The sequence below is a fragment of the Aristophania sp. ESL1100 genome (assembly GCF_058511235.1).
Genome location: NZ_CP196394.1, coordinates 837844 through 858999, shown reverse-complemented (window position 1 = coordinate 858999; position 21156 = coordinate 837844). Strand labels below are relative to the sequence as shown.

The 21156-nt window shown below is 47.5% G+C and carries 14 protein-coding genes; all 14 read left to right on the top strand.

All coding sequences use genetic code 11. The annotated features are described in order from the left end of the window. Nucleotides 1-36: 36 nt before the first annotated feature. Nucleotides 37-1002: a lysophospholipid acyltransferase family protein gene (locus ACSYSY_RS04135; protein ID WP_491708034.1), complete on the top strand. Its 966-nt coding sequence runs from the start codon at nucleotides 37-39 to the stop codon at nucleotides 1000-1002. Between the two features lie 95 nt (nucleotides 1003-1097). Further along, nucleotides 1098-2480, top strand: coding sequence for a tRNA (N6-isopentenyl adenosine(37)-C2)-methylthiotransferase MiaB (gene miaB / locus ACSYSY_RS04130; protein ID WP_491708033.1), 1383 nt, complete (start codon nucleotides 1098-1100; stop codon nucleotides 2478-2480). Further along, nucleotides 2477-3559: a PhoH family protein gene (locus ACSYSY_RS04125; RefSeq protein ID WP_491708032.1), complete on the top strand. Its 1083-nt coding sequence runs from the start codon at nucleotides 2477-2479 to the stop codon at nucleotides 3557-3559. The genes miaB and ACSYSY_RS04125 overlap by 4 nt, the downstream gene beginning before the upstream one ends. Further along, entirely contained in the window at nucleotides 3528-4034 is a 507-nt protein-coding gene (ybeY, locus tag ACSYSY_RS04120; RefSeq protein ID WP_491708031.1) for an rRNA maturation RNase YbeY, read from the top strand. The genes ACSYSY_RS04125 and ybeY overlap by 32 nt, the downstream gene beginning before the upstream one ends. Beyond that, nucleotides 4031-4948 carry a hemolysin family protein gene (locus ACSYSY_RS04115; RefSeq protein WP_491708030.1) on the top strand — a complete coding sequence of 306 codons (918 nt, stop codon included), beginning with the start codon at nucleotides 4031-4033 and terminating at the stop codon, nucleotides 4946-4948. The genes ybeY and ACSYSY_RS04115 overlap by 4 nt, the downstream gene beginning before the upstream one ends. A 61-nt stretch (nucleotides 4949-5009) precedes the next feature. Further along, on the top strand, nucleotides 5010-5642 hold the full coding sequence (locus ACSYSY_RS04110) for a thioredoxin domain-containing protein (protein WP_491708029.1): 633 nt from the start codon (nucleotides 5010-5012) through the stop codon (nucleotides 5640-5642). A 14-nt stretch (nucleotides 5643-5656) separates the two neighbouring features. Then, the gene (locus tag ACSYSY_RS04105) at nucleotides 5657-10204 is read left to right on the top strand and encodes an AAA family ATPase (protein WP_491708028.1); all 4548 of its coding nucleotides are present in this window, start codon (nucleotides 5657-5659) and stop codon (nucleotides 10202-10204) included. A 127-nt stretch (nucleotides 10205-10331) separates the two neighbouring features. After that, a complete protein-coding gene (locus ACSYSY_RS04100) occupies nucleotides 10332-10991 on the top strand; it encodes a metallophosphoesterase (protein WP_491708027.1) in 660 nt (219 codons plus the stop codon). Beyond that, on the top strand, nucleotides 10981-11316 hold the full coding sequence (locus ACSYSY_RS04095) for a chorismate mutase (protein WP_491708026.1): 336 nt from the start codon (nucleotides 10981-10983) through the stop codon (nucleotides 11314-11316). Before ACSYSY_RS04100 ends, ACSYSY_RS04095 begins: the two co-directional genes overlap by 11 nt. Before the next feature lie 125 nt (nucleotides 11317-11441). Beyond that, nucleotides 11442-11819 carry a glycerol dehydrogenase gene (locus ACSYSY_RS04090; protein WP_491708025.1) on the top strand — a complete coding sequence of 126 codons (378 nt, stop codon included), beginning with the start codon at nucleotides 11442-11444 and terminating at the stop codon, nucleotides 11817-11819. Between the two features lies 1 nt (nucleotide 11820). Further along, a complete protein-coding gene (locus tag ACSYSY_RS04085) occupies nucleotides 11821-14055 on the top strand; it encodes a pyrroloquinoline quinone-dependent dehydrogenase (protein WP_491708024.1) in 2235 nt (744 codons plus the stop codon). Between the two features lie 173 nt (nucleotides 14056-14228). Next, on the top strand, nucleotides 14229-15509 hold the full coding sequence (locus ACSYSY_RS04080) for a citrate synthase (RefSeq protein ID WP_491708023.1): 1281 nt from the start codon (nucleotides 14229-14231) through the stop codon (nucleotides 15507-15509). 144 nt (nucleotides 15510-15653) lie between these two features. Then, nucleotides 15654-16214: a hypothetical protein gene (locus tag ACSYSY_RS04075; RefSeq protein WP_491708022.1), complete on the top strand. Its 561-nt coding sequence runs from the start codon at nucleotides 15654-15656 to the stop codon at nucleotides 16212-16214. A gap of 418 nt (nucleotides 16215-16632) precedes the next feature. After that, a complete protein-coding gene (locus ACSYSY_RS04070) occupies nucleotides 16633-20742 on the top strand; it encodes an autotransporter domain-containing protein (protein WP_491708021.1) in 4110 nt (1369 codons plus the stop codon). Nucleotides 20743-21156 lie beyond the last annotated feature (414 nt).

Genomic DNA, 21156 nt, shown 5'->3' with positions numbered 1-21156 from the left:
TTGTTTCCGCACTGAAAAACCCTTATCAATCGCATTATGTCCGCTCCATACACGTCTCCGCACAAACATAAACCGGGATCCTCTTCCCGCCCTGTTTTCGATCCTGAAGCTCTTTTTGACAAAAATGAGCCCACATCTCCGCGTTCGATCGGCCGTAACCTGCGTTGTGTGGCCAGACTTCTGGCTGTTCTGCTCTGGGGCTTCCTGGCGTGCTGCCTTCAGGCCTTTCTCATCCGGGTTCCAGGCCGCCTTCATGTGAGATTTCCCTGTTTTTTCTGGAAAATCGTCTGCAGGATTATGGGAATTCAGGTGAACCCTATAGGAAACCGGGCTGGAGGGATTTATACGGAACGTGACCTGAAAAACGGTAAAAAGCCCGTTCTCTTCATCGCCAATCATACATCATGGCTTGATATTCTGGTTTTAGGGTCCGTGCTTCCCACCTTGTTCATTTCAAAGCAGGAAGTGCGGAACTGGCCTTTGATTGGCATTCTGACCCGTCTGGGCGGCACGATCTATATCAGCCGGAACCGTCAGGAAACGGGACAGGAAGTCACAGAAGTCACCAACAGACTGAAAGAAGGTTATAATATCGCTCTCTTTCCGGAAGGGACATCGTCTGATGGAATGCGGGTCCTGCCATTTCTTTCCTCTCTTTTTGCCATTGCAAAACCTGTCAAAAAACGTGGACTGACCGAGTTGGATGATGCCTCTCTGCCCCCTCCACTGCTCGTCCAGCCTATTTCCGTTGTTTACGACCGGCTTGAAGGGCTTCCCGTTGGGAAAAGCAGACGCGCTTCGGTTTTCTCATGGTTTGGAGATATGGATCTGGCGCCACATCTCTGGGCTTTGGGAAAATGGCGCTCCATGCGGGCCAGCGTCTATTTCCATCCCCCTCTGGATCCAGATCACTTTCCTTCCCGTAAAATGCTTGCCAACAAGACCTATGAGGTCATCGTTCAGGGAACTGAAGACCTGAGACAGAATCGTCTCGAAAGCTGATTTTTATAAGTCATGATCTGATTTGAAGCTTGATTTGAAGGCAGGCTTCTTATTATTGAAAGATTTTTCCTTCAGGGATGGTGTCTCAGTTCCTTATGTCACAGCACTCAGCGTCTTCACAAACAGTTCGTGGTCTCCATATCATCACATGGGGGTGCCAGATGAATGTCTATGACAGCGCCCGTATGGCTGACGTTCTGCGGCCCTTGGGATATGGACCTGTTGATCGTGCAGAAGATGCTGACATGATCATTCTCAATACATGCCATATCCGCGAACGTGCCGCAGAAAAGGTTTTTTCTGAACTGGGGCGCCTGCGCCTTATCTGTGAAGCACGCCAGTCAGAAGGTCATGAAACTCTTCTGGCCGTTGCAGGGTGCGTGGCACAGGCTGAGGGAGAAGAAATCCTGGCTCGTGCCCCTTATGTTGACCTGATCCTGGGGCCACAAACCTATCATCGCCTCCCTGAAATGGTGGCACGTGTTGCCAGAGCAGGGAAAACAGTCATTGATACAGACTTCCCAGTTGAAACAAAATTTGATTTTCTCCCTGAAGATTCTGCCCCGCAAACCTCTGGAAATCTGACAGCCTTCCTTACCATTCAGGAAGGGTGCGACAAATTCTGCTCATTCTGCGTAGTGCCTTATACGCGTGGTGCAGAAACAAGCCGACCGGTCCCCTCCATTATGGCGGAAGCCACCAGACTAGTGGAAAGTGGCGTAAAGGAGATCACCCTTCTGGGTCAGAACGTCAATGCCTTTCATGGGCAGGAAAACGCTCAGACAGTCAATCTGGCAGTGTTGGCTGAAAGACTGGCGACCATTCCCGGGCTGAAACGCATCCGCTATACAACGTCTCATCCACGCGATATGGAACAGAGTCTGATCGATGCCCATAGGGACAATCCCCTTCTGATGCCATTTCTGCATCTGCCCGTGCAAAGCGGCTCTGACCGGATCCTCAAGGCCATGAACCGCAACCATACAGCTGATGAATATCGGGAAATCATCCATAATCTCCGCAAAGCACGGCCCGATATCGCCCTCTCTTCTGATTTTATCGTGGGACATCCTGGTGAAACGGATGAGGATTTTGAGGCAACAATGCAGCTCATTCGCGACGTTACCTTTGCGAGTGCCTATAGCTTCAAATATTCTCCAAGACCTGGCACCCCTGCTGCTGGACAGCCTTTTCAGGTGGATGAAGAGGTTAAAAACAAAAGACTGGCAGCGCTTCAGGCACTTTTACGTGAACAGCAGGACGCTTTTAACGCTTCCCTTCTGGGAACAACCCAGGATATCCTGGTAACAGGGACCGGGCGGAAAGCCGGGCAGCTGAACGGACGCTCACCCTATCTTCAGCCTGTCCATTTTGAAGGTGACCCGTCACTCATCGGCCAGATTGTCAAAATTCACATTACAGAACAGCTCACAAATTCTCTTGGTGGTATTTTAAAGGAAGGGATGAAAACCCTTTGACAGACTTCTCTTCTCGTTCAGCCTCTTTTTCTCCCACATCTGACGATAAACGTTCCGTCACGTTGCGTTTTGAAAATAATGTGCTTTTAAAGCGGATTCTGGGCGAGCATGACCGACATCTTGTTCAGCTCGAACAAGGGCTGGGAGTGCGCCTTTCCTGCCGGGGCAACCGCGTGGCTATTACAGGAATCCATGAAGCCGTTTCGCAGGGTCAATCAGCTTTTGAGGCCTTATATAATCTGGCAGAACGAGAAGAACTTATCGATTCCGAACAGGTTGCAGGCGTTATAAGGCTTGTTTCCATGCCGACTTTACGCCCCTCCCGCCTTGAAAAAAGCAGCGAGCCCGCTCTTGCGCAGCTTCCTGCCTTTCAGACCAAACGAGGTGTTATTACGCCGCGTTCTCCGGGACAGGCTGCCTATATGTCCAACCTGGCAACAAAAGAGCTCGTTTTCGGGCTGGGACCTGCCGGCACAGGAAAGACCTACCTGGCTGTGGCGCAGGCCGTCTCGCTTTTTCTTTCCGGCCAGGTGGAGCGGATCATTCTGTCACGACCTGCCGTTGAAGCCGGAGAGAGATTGGGCTTTCTCCCAGGTGACATGCGCGAAAAAATCGATCCTTACCTTCGTCCTTTATATGATGCCCTTCATGACATGATGCCTGGCGACCAGATCACCCGGCGCATGGCAAGTGGCGAGATCGAAGTCGCCCCTCTTGCCTTTATGCGGGGGCGCACATTGTCTCACGCCTATGTCATTCTTGATGAAGCGCAGAATACAACACCTGCACAGATGAAAATGTTTCTGACCCGTATGGGGAATGGAACACATATGGCCATAACCGGTGATCTCAGCCAGATTGACCTCCCTCCAACCATCACGTCCGGCCTGAAAGAAGCCCTTGCAACATTGGAGCATGTTCCCGGGATCGGCTTTTCTCACCTGACATCATCTGACGTTATTCGCCACCCACTTGTCGCCAAAATTATTGACGCTTACGATCAGGCTGATAGTGTTTCCTCACATAACCCTTACTCAAGAGTTCGTCATGCTGCCCCGACATCTTCTCTCCGAAGATAATGACTATTCAGATATGTCCATCCTGGTTGATGACAGGAGATGGCGCCTTTTGGGGAGCAATCCTGAAAGATTGGTCCATAGGGCACTAAAAGCAACGCAGCGTCTTCTGGGGGCTGATTTTATGGACCATTATCCGGAAGTCGTTTTTTCAACAGACCGCACTGTTAAAAAACTCAATGCCCGTTTCCGCACAAAAAACAAACCGACCAATGTCCTGACTTTCGAACCCACTTTTCCCGGAGAAGGTGGCAGCATTATCCTCGCTTTTGAGACAATACAGCGCGAGGCACGGGATTCCGGTAAATCCCTGAAAGCTCATATAACCCACCTCATCGTACATGGATTTTTACATCTTGCCGGTTATGACCACCATCACCCAGGTGAAGCCAGAACCATGGAAATGCAGGAAACACGGACTTTGAGGATGATGGGATTTGCTGATCCCTGGAAAACTGGACGGAGGTCACTTTCATGACACATCACTCTCCTGAACGATCCAACCTTCTGAAGTTTTTCGGCCGCAAATCCCGCTCTCCCAATGTGCGTCAGGCTTTGACAGACCTCGTCAAGGATTCTGCCTCTCTTCCCAAAACAGCTGAAGACCCTCCTGAATTTGACCGTCAGGAACGCGCTCTTTTACTGAATGTTCTTCGCCTGAGAGACATCACAGCCGATGATGCCATGGTCCCCCGGGCAGATATCGTCGCTATGCCCGATGACCTTTCCTATGAAGAGGCGCTGGCCCTTATGAGGACGGAAAATCACTCCCGTCTGCCGGTTTACCATGAAGAGCTGGATGATGTTGTCGGCATGATTCACCTTAAGGACCTGATCTCCTATAATGGTCCGGTGAGTGAATTTGACTTGAAAAAGCTCCTCCGCCAGCCTCTTTTTGTAGCCCCGACCATTCCTGTCCTGGACCTCATGCTCCAGATGCGCCAGCGCCGTACTCATATGGCTCTTGTTATTGATGAATATGGCAGTATTGACGGACTTGTCACAATCGAGGATCTGATTGAAACAATTGTTGGCGATATTTCTGACGAACATGATGAACCCGTCACAACGCCCTGGCGTGAGAGAGCTGATGGGGCTATTGACCTTGATCCCCGCCTGCCCATTGAAGTCCTGGAAGAAAAGCTCGGCCCTGTTCTGACGGAAAGTGAACGTGAAGCAGAAATAGAAACAGTCGGGGGACTTGTTTTCAGATTGGCTGAGCATGTTCCAACCCGCGATGAAGTCATAACCCATCCCAGTGGTTTGATCTTTCGGGTTATGGATGCTGATACACGCCACATTCTTGCTTTGCGGATGCGTATCCCCGATGATTGGACCGAAAGACATAAAAATGGTACACAAACAGGAAATGATGACCATCAAGTTACTTGACGTTTAACCGTTTCCTGCCTTCATTCAGACACTCTTACTGAATTTATTGTAAGGATATATTATGGAAAAACTGTTTCTATCCCGCCGCACTCTCCTGAAAGCCGTTCCTGCTCTGACGATCAGTGCCGGTTTTGCCGGTGTGGCACAGGCTGCTGATTCCAAACCTGATCCGAGATTAAGTGAACGCATTATTGGTGACCCCAAGGCCCCTGTTCTGGTGCAGGAATGGTTCTCACTGACATGCACTCATTGTGCTCACTTCTCTACTGAAGAATTCCCAAAGGTTCGCAAAGAACTCATTGAAACAGGAAAAATCCGTTATCAATTCCATGATTTCCCTATGGATCGCGTTGCTCTGACAGCATGTATGGTTGCCCGGTCCCTGCCGGAATCCCGTTATGAAGCTTTTATCAGCTCCTTATTTTCAAGGCAGATGAAATGGGCTTTTTCTGATGGCGATCCCTTGCAGCATCTTCGTCAGGAAGCCGCTTTAGCAGGCGTTTCCAGTGCTCAGTTTGATGCGATCCAGAATGATCAGGCCTTTATCAAAGCCTTGTCAGACCAGATCAATGCTGACACAAAAAGATATGATATTCAGGGAACACCCTATTTCCGCTTTAATAACACCCCTTACGCACAGGACCCTGAAACGTTCGAAAAATTCTCTGAGCTTGTCAAAGAGGCTTCGAAATAATCTCATAAACCCACGTGACAGCCATTAAGCCCCCCCATTTCACTCGCCTGACAATCGCCGGCTTCAAAAGTTTTGCAGATGAAGTAACGATAGAGATTCTGCCAGGATTAACGGGAATTATCGGGCCTAATGGCTGTGGGAAATCAAATATCGTTGATGCACTGCGTTGGGTCATGGGGGAAAGTTCTGCCAGGGCTCTTCGTGGGGGCGATAGTGACGATCTGATTTTTGCGGGCACAAATGCCCGTTCAGCGCGTAACCTTGCACAAGTTTCCGTCCAGATTGATGATGCGAAAGGGTTGGCCCAGCCCCCTTTTCAGAACTGCACTGAGCTTGTCATTTCACGTCAGGCAGAGCGTGGGAGCAATAGCACCTATAGGCTAAACAATACGGTTGTTCGTGCGCGAGATATCCAGATGCTTTTTGCTGATATGGATTCAGGTGCGCGTAGTTCTGCCATTATCAGCCAGAACCGTGTCAGCCAGATTATTGAAGTCAAACCTGAGGAAAGACGTGTTCTGCTTGAAGAGGCCGCCGGCATCAAAGGGCTTTATGTCCGGCGAAAAGATGCAGAAATAAAGCTGAAACAGGCACAGACCAATCTGGATCAGGCACAGCTTAATCTTGACGCCCTTCATAACCGTATAGCCCTGCTTTCTGAACAGAGTGAACAGGCAAGGACTTACCGCGCTTTATCAGAATCCATAAGAAAAACGGAAAAAGCACTTTTATTTTTTCGTCATAATCAGGCACATATCAGGGTTACAAACGCCCGGAAAGAGCTCACAGAGGCACAAGAGGCCTTAGCAAAAGCTGCTTTGCTCCTTCATGAAAAAAAGACAATTTTCGAAAATCTGCAGCATGAAGAAAGCGCCCAGAAAGAGCATATTGAGCATCTTCGTCCCCGTCTGTCAGACCAGAAACTACAGATGGAAATTGCCCAGAATAATCTGTCCCATCTCCAGAATTCCTGGAATGAGCGAGCCGGGCAGCTGAATGACTTGAAGACCGCTCTGAATGAAAAAAACACTCAGCTGGATGCCCTGCTGAAACAGGAACGTGAGTATAGCGACAGCGTCACACTCTTGAAAAAAGAGATTGATCCCTCCCTCGATCTTTCCTCTGAAAAACAGAAAATCGAGAGAGAGGAAAAAGCTCTTGATGATACGAAATCAGCCTATGACACAGCCAGAGAAGAATATCATCAGGCGTCATTTCGTTACGAAACAGCTAAAAACAAATGCGATGATATCCGCCAACGCCTGGAGCAAGGTCAGGCCTCACTGACACAGCTGGCCTCTGAGCTGGAAAAAACTGAACAAAAATGTGCCGATTCCTCTCTGATCACTGAAGCTGAAGAACAGGTCAGGGTAGCGGGTTTCAACGTTACGAAAGCAGAACAGGATAAAACGGCTTCCAGTACCCTCTGTCAGGAACAGAAAATTGTCGTTGAAAAAGCAAAATCCGCTCTTGAGGCCGACTTGCAACGCCAGAAACATCTCTCTTCTCAGGGAGATTTAATTTCTGAACGGCTGAAAACACTTGAAAACCGAAAGCAGAAAACGCTCTCAGAGCAGAAATCCCTTGAATCTTCCGTCATTTCTCCTGAAAAAATAGAAGAGCAGAAACAGTCTTTATCTGAAGCCCGGGCCCTATATGAACAGGCTCTTTCCAAAGAAAAAGCCACCAATGATGCCAAAGAGAAACAAGAGGAAATCTGGCTGAAAGTCCGCACGCATCAGAAAGAAAAAATCCAGAAGAAAACCCTTCTTGAGCGTGAAATTGAACGGCTGAATCATCTTCAACAAACCACAGCACAACATCTTGCTCACGCTCATAAAGCACTTCTGGAAGCCTCATCAGAAAAAGAGTCCTATAAAGAGCTGGAGGAAACGCGCACAAAGCTTGCAGATCAGCAGAAACTTTATGACGCTGTCTCACAGGAATTTCACTCCTCACAGGCACTCCTCAAAACATCTCTGAACAAACTCAATAATACGCGCAAAGAGCTTCATCAGCACGAATCAGAGCTTTTACAAATCAAAAGCGAAGCAACCGGGCTGGAACGTTCGCTCGAAATTCCATCAGAAGATAACAGCATATCCCTCCTCACCTCTCTTGAGGTTGATGCTGACTATGCTCATGCCCTTGCTGTTGCTCTGAATGAAGGCCTCAATGCCGTCGTCATCAGTCATGAGCCACCGGAGAAAACGCTTTCCTATAAGCGGGCCTGGCGCGACCTTCCTCCTGAAGCGCACCCATCCTCTCCTCTGGAAGGCCTTCGGACTCTTGCTGATTTTGTAAAAGCGCCCCCTGCTTTATCACGAGCCTTAAACGCTATTTTTGTTCTGGAAGATACGTCCCAGGCGCCTGCTTTGCAGGCTCTGCTCCCATCCGGGACTTCGCTTATCTCCCAGGACGGCTCATTATGGCGCTGGGACGGTTATATTCAGAGTTCTGCTGTAGAATTGTCAGAAACCAGGAAGCTCCAAAGCCTTCAGAGATTACGTGACCTTCAAAGCCGCGCAACGTTACTGGAGGAGACAACCGGAACCGTACGCTCTCTGCTTGAAAATGAACAGAATGAGAGCAAAGCGCTTCAGGACAAAATCGAAGAACAACGCGGTGAATCCACCCAGCTTGAACACGCTCTTTCTCACCTTCGTTTCCAGATTAAGGAGAGAGAACATGGCCTGGAGCTTGCTGAGAAGAAACTGCAATACGCTCAGACCCAATTGGACAAGCATATTGCGGGCGAAGCTGAGATCAAAACAAATATTGCAGAACTGAAAAACACTCTTGATGAACTGACCCATGAACCTGACGAAAGCCAGGCAGAAGAACAAAAAACCCTTGCCTTGCGTGAAGCAGCGATTGAAGCCCAGACTCTCCGCGCTGAAAGACATCGCAATTTCAGCACGATTGAACGCCATTATACCCAAATTCAACTTCAGTCTGAGAATATTCAATCCCGCTTAAAAGACATTGACGGGGCACTCAAGCTGATTGATGCCGACTTCCAAACCCTGTCAGAACAGAAAAAAACTTTTGAAATTGAACTCACCCATCTGAATGTGGCCGAACATCAGAAAAATCTTGCTGAGCAGCAGAAAAAACTTGAGGAAAAGCTTTCAATATCAGCGCAGCTTGAAACAGATTATCTGGCTTTTCGGGGTGAGTCCGAACGGGCCCGGAATAAACTTAATATCCTGACGCAGGAACAATCCGCTTCTTTGGCAAGACGCGACACGTTGCAGCAACAGGTCAGAGCCCAGAAAGAAATCTGCCTCTCTCTTGAAAAAGATCTGAAACAGGCTTTGGACGTTCTGGAGGACATGCCTTCATTGGAGGAATCTGTCGGAATCCTTGAAACCCGGCAGATAAAATTTGAAAAAGACCGGCTTTCTTTTCAGGAAAATCGGGTCCGTTATGAGACGCTTGAACAGAAGACGCGCACTGTTACGGGGGAATTACAGACCCTGTCTCTTAAATTACAGACTCTTGAAAATGATAAAACGCGGCTTTCTCATGAAGTTCACGAACTGCAGCAAAAGAAACAGCTTTGCGAATTAGCCCTGCAATCTCAGGAAAACCCTGCCCAGCTATCACAGCAGGTCGAGGCTCTGAAATCAGCCTATGAAACCTTGAAAAACCGGTATGATGAAAATGATCAGAAACTCTCAGCTTTAAGTGACACCTTTGAAGCAAGCCGTAACGAATTATCGTCCCTGCAGGAGCAGCACGCACTATTGCGGGAAAAAACAAGTGGATTAACCGAACGTTTAACCCAGGCTCAAAATCAGTATGAGCAATTGAAATTGCAGGAACCCCTTCCCTCACCGCCAGACAATGACTCCCTTTCAGAAAATAAATTATCTGGCAAAAATGAAGCGTCATTACGCCGTGAGATTAACAAACTCCAACAGGAGCGTGATCAGTTAGGTACCGTTAATTTAAAGGCGCAAGCGGACCATGAAGCCGCCACAAAGGAAGCTGAGGAACTGCTAAAGGAGCTCTCTGAAATCACAGAAGCGATCGATAAACAACAGAAAATTGTTACGACCATCAACCGGGAAGGCCGTGCCCGGTTAAGCGCTGTCTTTGCCGATGTTGATCAACATTTCCAGACACTGTTTTCACGCATATTCGGGGGAGGAAAAGCACATCTGGCCATGATTGGCAGTGATGACCCACTTGAAGCAGGACTGGAAATTTACGCGCAGCCCCCGGGGAAAAAACTTTCGACATTGTCCCTGCTTTCCGGCGGGGAGCAGGCCTTGACGGCCTTGTCACTTATCTTTGCTGCCTTTTTCTGCAATCCCGCACCTATCTGCGTTCTTGATGAAATTGATGCCCCTCTTGATGAAGCCAATGTGGAGCAATTCTGCCGCCTGATTATCGACATCAATAAACAGACTGAAACGCGTTTCCTCGTTGTCACTCACCATCAAGTGACCATGGCTCATATGAACCAGCTTTATGGCATTACCATGCAGGAACGCGGGGTCAGCCGGGCATTATCGGTCAGTCTGAGTGAAAGTTCGAAATTTATAGGGAGTTGACGCTTTACCCTTTCAGAGAGCAGAATGGGAGACCTATCTTTAATTTTTATAAGAGGTCGCCTCTATTCTCACGATCCCTACCCTGAATGAAACTATTTTAAAGCGTATTCGCGAGCATGGCGTACGCGTGGTGGGAGACGTGCATGGTGATATAGAGGGATTTCGCCACGCTATCGCAACAGAACGTTACGTTATACAGCTCGGGGACCTGGTTGATCATGGTCCTGACAGTGCCGCTGTTCTGAAATTGATGCTTTCCATGCTGGATGAGCAAAAAGGGATGTTCGTCCTTGGCAATCATGACCGTAAACTGGCCCGCCTCCTAGAAGGCCGGCAGGTGCATTATGATCAGGCGCTTGAAACAACCTTACGTCAGGTTAGAGAGGCACCGCATAAAGATTTCGAGCTTGATATCTACCAGATGATTGCAAAAGCACCAGTCTGGCAGCGAATCAATCAGACTTTTTTTCTGCATGCCAGTTTTCATACGCTCATGATTACCATGCCCCCTCCTGAAACAGGAATCAGCAAGCTTTCAGCACCTGTTTCACGTGCTCTCTTCGGGGAGACAACCCGCCAGTTACAACCAGATGGCTACCCCGAAAGACGGCTGAACTGGATTCATCGAGTGCCGCAGGGTATGACTGTCTATGCAGGTCATGATCAGAGATCGACAGATGGCCGCCCTCACCTCAAAGAAGGGAAACTGGGCGGCAGAACGATCTTCATGGATCTTGGTGCCGGCAAAGGTGGACACTTAGCATGGATTGACATTAATGACTTCTGATCAGGTAAAAGATACCGACCTCGAACCATTATGGCGCCTGCGCCAGAGCATTGATAATATTGACGCCGCAATTATTTACATGCTTGCAGAGCGTTTCAAATGCACACATGAAATAGGCCGCTTCAAGGCAGCTCATAAACTCCCCCCTACTGATAATAAAAGGGAAGCCAGGCAATCAGAACGGTTACGTTCATTAGCGCAGAATGCACATCTGGATCCAGATTTTGCTGAACGGCTTTTCAGAACAATAATCGATGAAGTTGTTCGCAATCACAAATCTGTACAGAATGCAATAAATTTAATTTCTCACAAAGAAAACAAATAAATATAGTGTCGTAATTAAATATTTTGTTTTTGCGCACGAAAATGTGTACCCTTTAAAGGCTTTTCTCAAAGCTTAAAATCCTTCAAAAAGGGGGACAGGTCTAACACCTGTTATGAGGTGCTCATATGCTCTCTTCTACAAACTCGACACAAAGTCCTATGACTATAGGCGGCTTGCTCGCCATGCTCGTAGGTCTGATCATTCTTCTCTTCGGCCTTTACTTCATTTACTACGGTGCAGTTCTGGTCAGTTTGGGAGGGTCTTTCTACTATATATTAGAAGGTCTTCTTTTCCTCACTCCAGGTGGCATTCTCATGCTGATGCGCCGTCCGTTGGGGTGCTGGCTTTATCTCCTGGGATGGTTTCTGACGATCCCCTGGACGATCTATGAAGTCGGTTTCGATTGGATCGGTTGGCTTCCACGTGTGATGGGACCTACGCTCATCGCTTTCCTGGTCGTTATCTGCCTGCTCATGCTGAATGGGCGTAAAAGGAGCGCTTAATATGCGTAATTCTACGATTTTCAAGGCGCTCTTTCTGAGCACCGCGCTAGGCTCCGTCCCTGCTCTGGCACAAGTGCCTCCCACTGATGCCCCTCCGGGACCAGGTAATGCTGGTGAAGCTTTCCATCCCAACCCTTATCAGGGTGGGCCCTATGCCGCTGCGGCTAAGTCTTCAGTCTTCACATCACCTGACCCATTGACACCGCAACCTCCTGGCATCAACCCTGCCAAGATCCCTGACATTGGTGAAATTGACCCAAGTCAGATCCCGGCAATGGTCCCGCAGGAAAGCGCCAATCCGAAACCTGAAGACTGGCCTGCTTATGGTCGCGATGAATATGCCAGCCGTTATTCGCCACTCAGCCAGATCACACCTGAAAATGCATCACAGCTGAAAAGAGCCTTCGTCTACCATACGGGTAGCCTGGTTCCTCCAGGAAAAGCCAATAAATGGGCCGCTGAAACCACTCCCATTAAAGTTGGTGACTCCCTGTATCTGTGTTCAGCACTGAACGACATGATGCGTGTTGATGCCACAACTGGTAAAGAAATCTGGCGTTATAAAGCTGGCGTTTCTTATGACAGCATCCCCTATACAGCGGCTTGTCGCGGGGTCGTGTATTATACCTCCTCCACAGTTCCTGAAGGACAGCCTTGCCATAACCGTATCATCGAGGGCACGCTCGATATGCGCCTCATCGCAGTTGATGCGCAAGACGGCAAACTCTGTGAATCCTTCGGTCATGGTGGTCAGGTTAATCTGATGCAGGGCCTCGGCTATGCTGTTCCTGGTCAGGTCTCCCTGACAGCAGCACCGCCAATTGTTAATGGCGTTATCGTCGTTAACCATGAGGTTCTGGACGGGCAGCGTCGTTGGGCACCATCTGGTGTGATCCGTGGTTACGATGCGGAATCTGGTAAATTTGTCTGGGCATGGGATGTCAATAACCCGACAGACCACCACCAGCCTGCACCAGGCCACGTCTATAGCCGCGGCACGCCTAACTCATGGACAGCGATGACAGGCGATAATCAGCTTGGTCTTGTTTATGTCCCGACAGGCAACTCTGGAGCGGACTATTTCAGCGCCATGCGTAGCCCTGCAGAAAATGAAGTTTCTTCTGCTATTGTCGCGCTTGATGCCAAAACAGGTGAAAAACGCTGGGTCTTCCAGACTGTTCATAAAGACGTCTGGGATTATGATATCGGTTCACAGGCAACATTGTTTGACTATCATGCAGATGATGGAACAATCATTCCTGCTCTGATCCAGCCAACAAAACGTGGACAGACCTTCGTTCTTGACCGCCGTACGGGTAAACCACTCCAAGGCTTCAAAGTCGAAGAAAGACCTGCTCCTTCACCTGGCAATATTCCTGAAGACCCACGTTCACCAACACAGCCATGGTCTGATGGCCCCAATGGCGTGCCAAGACTGGGACTTCCTGAATATAAAGAAGCTGATATGTGGGGCGTTTCACCTCTCGACCAGCTTTATTGCCGTATCAAATTCCGTAAAGCGGATTATGTCGGTGAGTTCACCCCCCCAAGCATCAAACGCCCATGGCTGGAATTCCCTGGCTATAACGGCGGCAGCGACTGGGGCAGTGTCTCTTACGACCCGAAAACAGGAATCCTTCTGGCCAACTGGAGCAATACGCCCATGTATGACCAGCTGGTGGATCGTAAAACAGGTGATAAACTGGGTTATATCCCCGTTGACTCTCCTCAATATAATCCTGCTGGTGGTGGTGCTGAAGGTAACGGTGCTATGGGTGATACACCTTATGGTATTTCCGTCAGCCCGTTCTGGAACAGCTTTACGAAGGTTATGTGTAACAAGCCACCTTATGGCATGATCACAGCCATCGACCTCAAAGCACATAAAGTCCTGTGGCAGAAACCACTGGGAACAGCCCGTGCCAACGGTCCATTCGGCCTCCCAACCTTCCTGCCTCTTAATATCGGCACACCTAACAATGGTGGCCCGATCCAGACAGGTGGTGGTGTTGCCTTCGTTGCAGCCGCAACTGACAACCTTATCCGTGCCATTGATATGAAAACGGGTAAAGTTCTCTGGAGTGACGTGCTGCCAGGCGGTGGTCAGGCAACGCCTATGACCTATTCGGTCAATGGACGCCAATATGTTGCTATTCTGGCTGGTGGTCACCACTTCATGATGACGCCAATTTCAGACGCACTGGTTGTCTATGCACTTCCTGAAGGAACAAAATAACATTTTGTTCTCTTGAAGAGTTCTTGCAAAATAGAGGGGGTAGCGGGTTCATCCTGCTGCCCCCTTTATTAATTTTAGAATTCTTAATCTTTATTACTTGCAATTATCCGTTTCTTTACCGAAACTAGTTAAATTGGTTTTTCGCATCGGTAATATGAGAGGACTCTGCAGTAATGTCTGATGAAACAAGTGAAACTCTCTCTTTCACCTTTCCCGTTATCCATGGGACAATGGGCCCTTCTGTTCTGGATCATCGACGTTTACCGCAAGAAGCCGGCTTATTCACATTTGATCCAGGTTTTGGCTCCACAGCGGCCTGTAGCAGCAAAATCACCTATATAGATGGCGATAAAGGAATTCTGCTTCATCGTGGTTACCCTATAGAGCAGCTTGCCCTCCAGACCGATTATACTGAGACCTCATATCTTCTTTTATACGGGGAATTACCCACGAAAGAACAATATGAGACGTTCTCTGCTGATATGGCCACACAACGGTTATTGCATGAGCAAATTCGCAACTTCTTTAACGGATTCCGCCGTGACGCTCATCCCATGCCCATTTTATGCGGGACAGTGGCAGCATTATCGGCATTTTATAGCGATGGCCTTAACATAAACGACCCTGCACAACGTGACCGCTCTGCACGCAGGCTCATTTCCAAGGTCCCGACCATTGCAGCCTGGGCCTATAAATACAGCCGTGGAGAACCTTTCGTTTACCCGGAAGAAGAACTCTCTTTTTCTGAAAATTTTCTGAATATGCTTTTTAGTCGCCCCGGGCGACACTATAAAGTCGATCCGGTCCTAGCGCGCGCTCTTGACCGAATTTTTATTTTACATGCTGATCATGAACAGAATGCTTCAACGACAGCTGTCAGATTGGTCGGTTCGACAGGGGCCAATCCGTTCGCCTGTATTTCAGCAGGCATTGCCGCACTCTGGGGGCCGGCACATGGCGGGGCCAATGAAGCCGTCCTGAATATGTTTGATCAGATTGGAACAAAAGAGGGAATTCCAGACTTTCTTGAAAAAGTGAAAAATAAACATTCAGGCATAAGGTTAATGGGATTTGGCCACCGTGTTTATCGCAACTTTGACCCTCGTGCGAAATTAATGCGCGCTACCTATTATGAGGTTATTGAAACGCTCAATATTAAAAGAGATCCTTTCTTTGACCTCGCCATGGAACTGGAAAAAATCGCCACTGAAGATGAATATTTCGTCAAACGCAAGCTCTACCCCAACGTCGATTTCTATTCAGGCCTGATTCTCAAAGCCCTGGGAATTCCAACGACCATGTTTACTGCCTTGTTCGCCGTGGCCCGAACCGCAGGTTGGGTCAGCCAATGGCTTGAAATGATGGCCGATCCTACGACGCGTATAGCACGACCGCGTCAGCTTTATATTGGTAAAAAAAAGCGTGACGTTATAGCAATGTCAGAAAGGACATAATCCCAAGAAAAAATAAGCGACGAATTAACCGGAGAAATGCTACACTCCCTCAGTAATGCCTGTGAAAATTTGAGGTAAAACTCTTTTACATCAAAAACATAAAACCTTTTACCTGTTTCCATTAAGCAAAAGAGGAAGAATGAAATGCGTTCCTATCAAATTTATAGTTTAGCATTTATTGCAGCTTTTGGACTTTGCGCGACGGCTGTTCCCTCTTTCGCAGAGGAAACAAAAAAGGCTGCAGAACCGACAAAAGCTGAAAAAAAAGCAGAGAAGAAGGCCGCAAAAGCCGAGAAAAAGGCGGAAAAAAAGGAAGAGAAGAAAGCGGAGAAAAAAGCTGCAGCCATCCCTGTAGGACGCGTCCATTTCATGACACATTCAGCCGATTTCGGAGTTGGATATACATGGGGCGACGGGACCCTCACCTTCCAGGGGAAAAGACATCACTTCAGCATTAAAGGCGGCAATATTGCTGCACTGGGCTATTCCAAAATCAACGCTACTGGTGAGGTCTTCAATCTCAAGCATCTATACGATTTTGATGGTGAATATGGGGCGGCCTCTGGTGAAGCGACCTTTGATAAAGGCGTGGGGGCTGCTGTCCTTTCCAACACCAATGGTGTGCGCCTGAAAATAACATCCTCAAACCGTGGCGCGCGCCTTGCAGCCAGCCTTCAGGGACTACAATTCAAGCTGAAAGACTAATGTAAAAAAGAGAGCTCTTTTGTTTGATAGAGCTCTCTTTATTGTGTTTTTAAATAAAAATTATAAATAATATATCACGTTAATATTAAAATTACTTTACGATAAAATAATTTCACTTATATAATTATTAAAAATAAAAACCTATCCTGATATTGATTTTAAAAAGGAGTCCAGACTGCATTTTATTCTGGATTTGTTCTTATCAATCACATAGAAACAGCACCAAATTTATCTTTAATTTAAATTTAAGGTTTAAACGGTGCATAAGACTATTTCTCAAACATATACGCAAAAGCCTGCCTTTCTAAAAACCATATCAGACAACTCTCATAAAAAACGTCCTTTAAACCATATCAGAATTTCAGCCAGCATCCTCACTTTACTAAGCGGAACGGCCCTTCTTACCGGGTTTTCCCATATGGCTTATGCCGATGATACGCTCCCCTCTTCCTCGGCTCAAAGTCCTGACGTTACAATTCATGCTGGCGAGAGCCAAAGCTTTAATGGTGAGATCATCAATGGAAAATTAGACATCCAAAAAGATGGAAACATCACAGTTGCGGATAAAGGTTTAATTGCCAATTCCCTTTCAGGGGCTGGCAATGGTGTTATTAATAGCAGCAGCCCAAATGCAACCTTTCTCACCCTTACCAATGCATCTGATGACTATTCAGGTTCCCTTTCAGGCACAGGAGGTCTCTCTCTTCAAGGTGGAACAGAAACACTTTCTGGTAATAACAGCTATACTGGCAGCACAAATGTTGCTGGATCCAGTACGCTAAACATAACGGGCTCCGTCACGAGTCAAATATCAAATAATGGCGGACATATTGATGTCAATAACGGAACGGCAACAGGTAATATATATAATTGGGGGGATATAACAGCTGAAAACGCTACATTAACGGGAAATGTCAATAACTATAATGGCATAAACGGAAATATTTCCTCATTCACAGCAACTGGGGGAAAAATTCTAACAATCGATAATTCCGGCGTAATGACACTGCAAGGCGGCAATGAAGTCACTGAAGGCGTCTCCTCTGACAAGGGCAGTCTCACACTGGATGGAAATATTATTGACGGAACCTTAAGCGTAACAGGAGGAGATACCACTGTCACCAAGAACAATACATCTATTGGCTCCTTAAGTGGTTCTTCGAATATTAAACTTGAAGGCAATATCACTCTTACAGACGCATCTTATAGTACATATTCAGGCGAAATGTCCGGCGATGGTCGTTTCACTTTATCAAAAGGAAATGAAACATTATCAGGGAATAATAGTTACACCAGTGGAACAGTCGTCGGTCCCGATGGTACCTTGATGCTAACAGGCACCATTATCGGAGGCATTGAAAATAATGGTACCACGGATGTTAATAACACCACACTTTCAGGCACTATTACAAATACGCACACCGTCACTGCTGAAAACGCCACTTTAGAAGACATTGTTAATAATGCGGGATCAGTAACACTCACAGGTGGCAGTGCAGGAACAGTCACAAACGCCCAAAATGCATTTTTCACCGCACATGGTGCAAAAATCGACACGATTAATAATAGTAGCTATGCGACATTAGACCAAAAGAGCGAAGTCACTGGTAACGTCTCCCAATCAGACGGCTATCTAACGCTTGATGATGCCACAATTGATAAAACTCTGGACGTAACAGGGGGCTCAGTAGACATTACGCAGAGTGGCGCGACTATCGGCTCTCTTTCCGGGTCTGCCCAATATACCACACTTGAAGGCACCCTCACCCTTACCAATGCCTCTGATACCTATTCTGGTTCAATAACGGGCACTGGAAACCTCACTATATCCGGTGGGACCGAAACTCTAACAGGTAAAAATACCTATAGTGGTGGAACAACTGTTGAAAAAAATGGCACTTTAAACGTCACTGGTGCAAACGCTGCCATCGGCACCCTGGTCAATCTTACAGGTTCATCACTTAATAATGAAGGAACTACCAATGTCACTGAGGGTGGCAAAGTTAGCGGTCTTACGACGAATACTGGCACACTTACCGGTAAAAATGCCACATTTTCAAATATTGACAATAATGCTGGAGAAACAACTTTAACAAATAGCTATGCTGAAGATGTCACCAACGCTAAAGGAGCTATTTTCGGAGCAACCAGTGGCACGATTAATAGCTTTAAAAATAGCGGGACTATGACCCTCGATGGGACCCGCATCGCGTTTTCTTCCAGTAATTACAGCTCTCTTAATGCTCATAACGCCAGATTAGCAAGTCTCGACAATAATGCCGGAAAGACCACATTAATCAATAGCAATGCCACAAATATCACCAACGCTATTGGCGCTACGGTCGAAGCAACTGGAGGGATGGCCGCAAGCCTTATGAATGATGGCATCGTAAAACTCGATGGAAGCGACGTCTATGGGTATGTCCTAAATAATGATAATGGGCAATTTGATGCCAAAAATGGAGATATTGAGGAGATTGAAAATAGTGGCACCATGGCGTTAGAGACCGGCAATAACGTCGAGAGCAGTGTCACCAATGATACAAATGGACAGCTCACACTTGATGGCGATACCATTCAAGGAAGCCTGATTGAAGCTGGCGGGAATTTCACAGTCAGCAAGAATGGCGCTTCAGTCGGTTCCCTTACTGACATGGTAGATGATAGCACTGGTGAAATAACAACTGGTGATGGGGAACTTGATGGAAACCTGACCCTTACCGGCGATCCTGATGCCTCTGTAGGTATCTATACAGGCACCATGAAAGGAGAAGGAGGCCTCATTATATCAGGCGGCACAGAACTCCTTTCCGGCAATAATAGCTATAAAGGAGCCACATTAATTAATAGTGGTGCCGAGCTCATTATTAATGGCGATCAGAGCGGCGCCACTGGGGATACCTCCGTGTCTGGTACGTTACGCGGCGATGGTACAATTGGTGGCAATGTCACCATAGAGTCAGGCGGAACTCTTGCGGTTGGAAACGCTCTTTTAAACAAAACGGCTGAGACGCTTCACATTAAAGGTGACCTTACCTCGAATAAGGACTCTGTCCTGCGCATTCGTGGCACCACTGATAAAACTGGCAACAAGCTTAATGAAGCCCATAATTATCACCCTGATGAGCTTGCTTCAGACCATGTTCTTGTTGACGGGAAAGCAACGCTCAATGGCGGCACTCTTGACCTCCACGTCTCCGATCCCAGCAAACTTACGTATGATGAGGCCTATCACGTCTTAAACGCCTCCAAAGGGGTTACGGGCCAATATGATAAGCTCGATACCAATTTAGGTGAGCAATATGCCTATCTGGCTCCGACCCTTACCTATCATGCCAATGATGTAGAGATCGTCCTTAAACGTGGTCAGCAAAAATTTGAGGCCCCTGCCGTTACATCGACACAGACTGGGGTTGGAATGGGCCTGGACTCGTTAGAGCGTATGTTAACCCTGGACACCCCTCTTCTCTCAGCCATGACTGATCTGACCAAAAAGGATGCCCCGAAAGCCCTGGATAACCTCTCAGGAGAAGTACACGCCTCGATCCGCACAGCCCTGATCCAGGACAGCTTCTTTATCCGTAATGCCGCCCTGAACCGTCTTGCCAATAGTGACTGTGACTATACAGGCGAGGGTCAGAGCACTTATGACATGAAAACCGGTAAGAAAAATGATGCCTGCTCGTCAGAGCACACCATCATGTGGGGTCAGGCTTACGGAAGCATCGGTCATAACAGTGCCACTGGCAATGCTGCGACCATGCATGACCGGACAACAGGCTTCATTATGGGCGTTGATACCCCTATCCGTAACAGCAACTGGCGCGTTGGAGGCCTCTTCTCCTATGGGCACTCCATGTTCAATATCAGTCAGGGGCGCTCTTCCTCCGGTAACAGCAATAACGTGACGGTCGGCGGTTATGCTGGAACCCATTGGGGACGGCTCAATCTCCGCCTCGGCGTTGCCTATAGCTGGAACGTCATCAATGCACGTCGTGATGTGATCGTGGGGGCCTATAACCATAAGATTACAAGCCATTATCTTGGTGGAACGGCCCAGAGCTTTGCTGAACTCGGCTATAAAATGCACCAGTGGCACAGCGTTTTTGAACCTTTCATGAACGTCGCCTACGTCAATATGCAGACCAATGGCTATCGTGAGCATAATGGCGATGCTGCCTTGCGGGGCCGTGGAACGGACACCGGTGTGACATTCGCAACCTTCGGAATGCGGGCTTCAACCCGGTTCAATATCGGCAAGATGATCTTCATGCCGCATTTCATGGCCGCTTATCGTCATGCGTTCGGAGAACTGGAGGCCCATCAGCATGAAGCTTTTGCTCTGACTGGTGGCAATAATGATATGGAAATCGCTGGATCCAAACTCTCAAGCAATGCGGCGATCATTGATACAGGCATCTCAGCACGCCTGACAGATACGATGGCTCTGGATCTTTCCTATATCGGCCAGTATGGCGATCACTCCACCGAAAGTGGGGCAACAGGCTCTCTGAAAATCAACTTCTGATCATCAGAAAAGAGAAGCTTTCTTTAAGAGAAAGGGCGGGTGGGGATAATCTCCTCACCCGCCCTTTTTGCCTGGCTGACAGATTATGAGCCAGCCTTTCCAACCCACTTCACAGATATTTTATATAAAGCATAAATAGACCTCAAAAAGGTAATTTACATCCTAAGAAATCAATATAATTTTCAATATAAACAGTAAGTTATAATATAAATACGTGTTCTAATCCATTACGATCGAAACAGTCATTTTTTAAAAACATAACAAGTTAAATCTATCTCTCATTATATCACATAAAGCTTTATCAATATATGAGAGTCACCATCACTTTACCACGCGATAACCTCAAGAAAAAATGGGAGATTATTAACAAAAGATTAAATAAATCTGTTTTTTTGTCAAAAATAGGACTAATCC

Coding starts and splice junctions, on each gene's coding strand:
- ACSYSY_RS04085 (WP_491708024.1), top strand. CDS start 11,821: ATGCGTAATTCTACGATTTTCAAGGCGCTCTTTCTGAGCACCGCGCTA.
- ACSYSY_RS04110 (WP_491708029.1), top strand. CDS start 5,010: ATGGAAAAACTGTTTCTATCCCGCCGCACTCTCCTGAAAGCCGTTCCT.
- ACSYSY_RS04090 (WP_491708025.1), top strand. CDS start 11,442: ATGCTCTCTTCTACAAACTCGACACAAAGTCCTATGACTATAGGCGGC.
- ACSYSY_RS04075 (WP_491708022.1), top strand. CDS start 15,654: ATGCGTTCCTATCAAATTTATAGTTTAGCATTTATTGCAGCTTTTGGA.
- ACSYSY_RS04115 (WP_491708030.1), top strand. CDS start 4,031: ATGACACATCACTCTCCTGAACGATCCAACCTTCTGAAGTTTTTCGGC.
- ACSYSY_RS04135 (WP_491708034.1), top strand. CDS start 37: ATGTCCGCTCCATACACGTCTCCGCACAAACATAAACCGGGATCCTCT.
- ACSYSY_RS04095 (WP_491708026.1), top strand. CDS start 10,981: ATGACTTCTGATCAGGTAAAAGATACCGACCTCGAACCATTATGGCGC.
- ACSYSY_RS04070 (WP_491708021.1), top strand. CDS start 16,633: ATGGCTTATGCCGATGATACGCTCCCCTCTTCCTCGGCTCAAAGTCCT.
- miaB (WP_491708033.1), top strand. CDS start 1,098: ATGTCACAGCACTCAGCGTCTTCACAAACAGTTCGTGGTCTCCATATC.
- ACSYSY_RS04080 (WP_491708023.1), top strand. CDS start 14,229: ATGTCTGATGAAACAAGTGAAACTCTCTCTTTCACCTTTCCCGTTATC.
- ybeY (WP_491708031.1), top strand. CDS start 3,528: ATGCTGCCCCGACATCTTCTCTCCGAAGATAATGACTATTCAGATATG.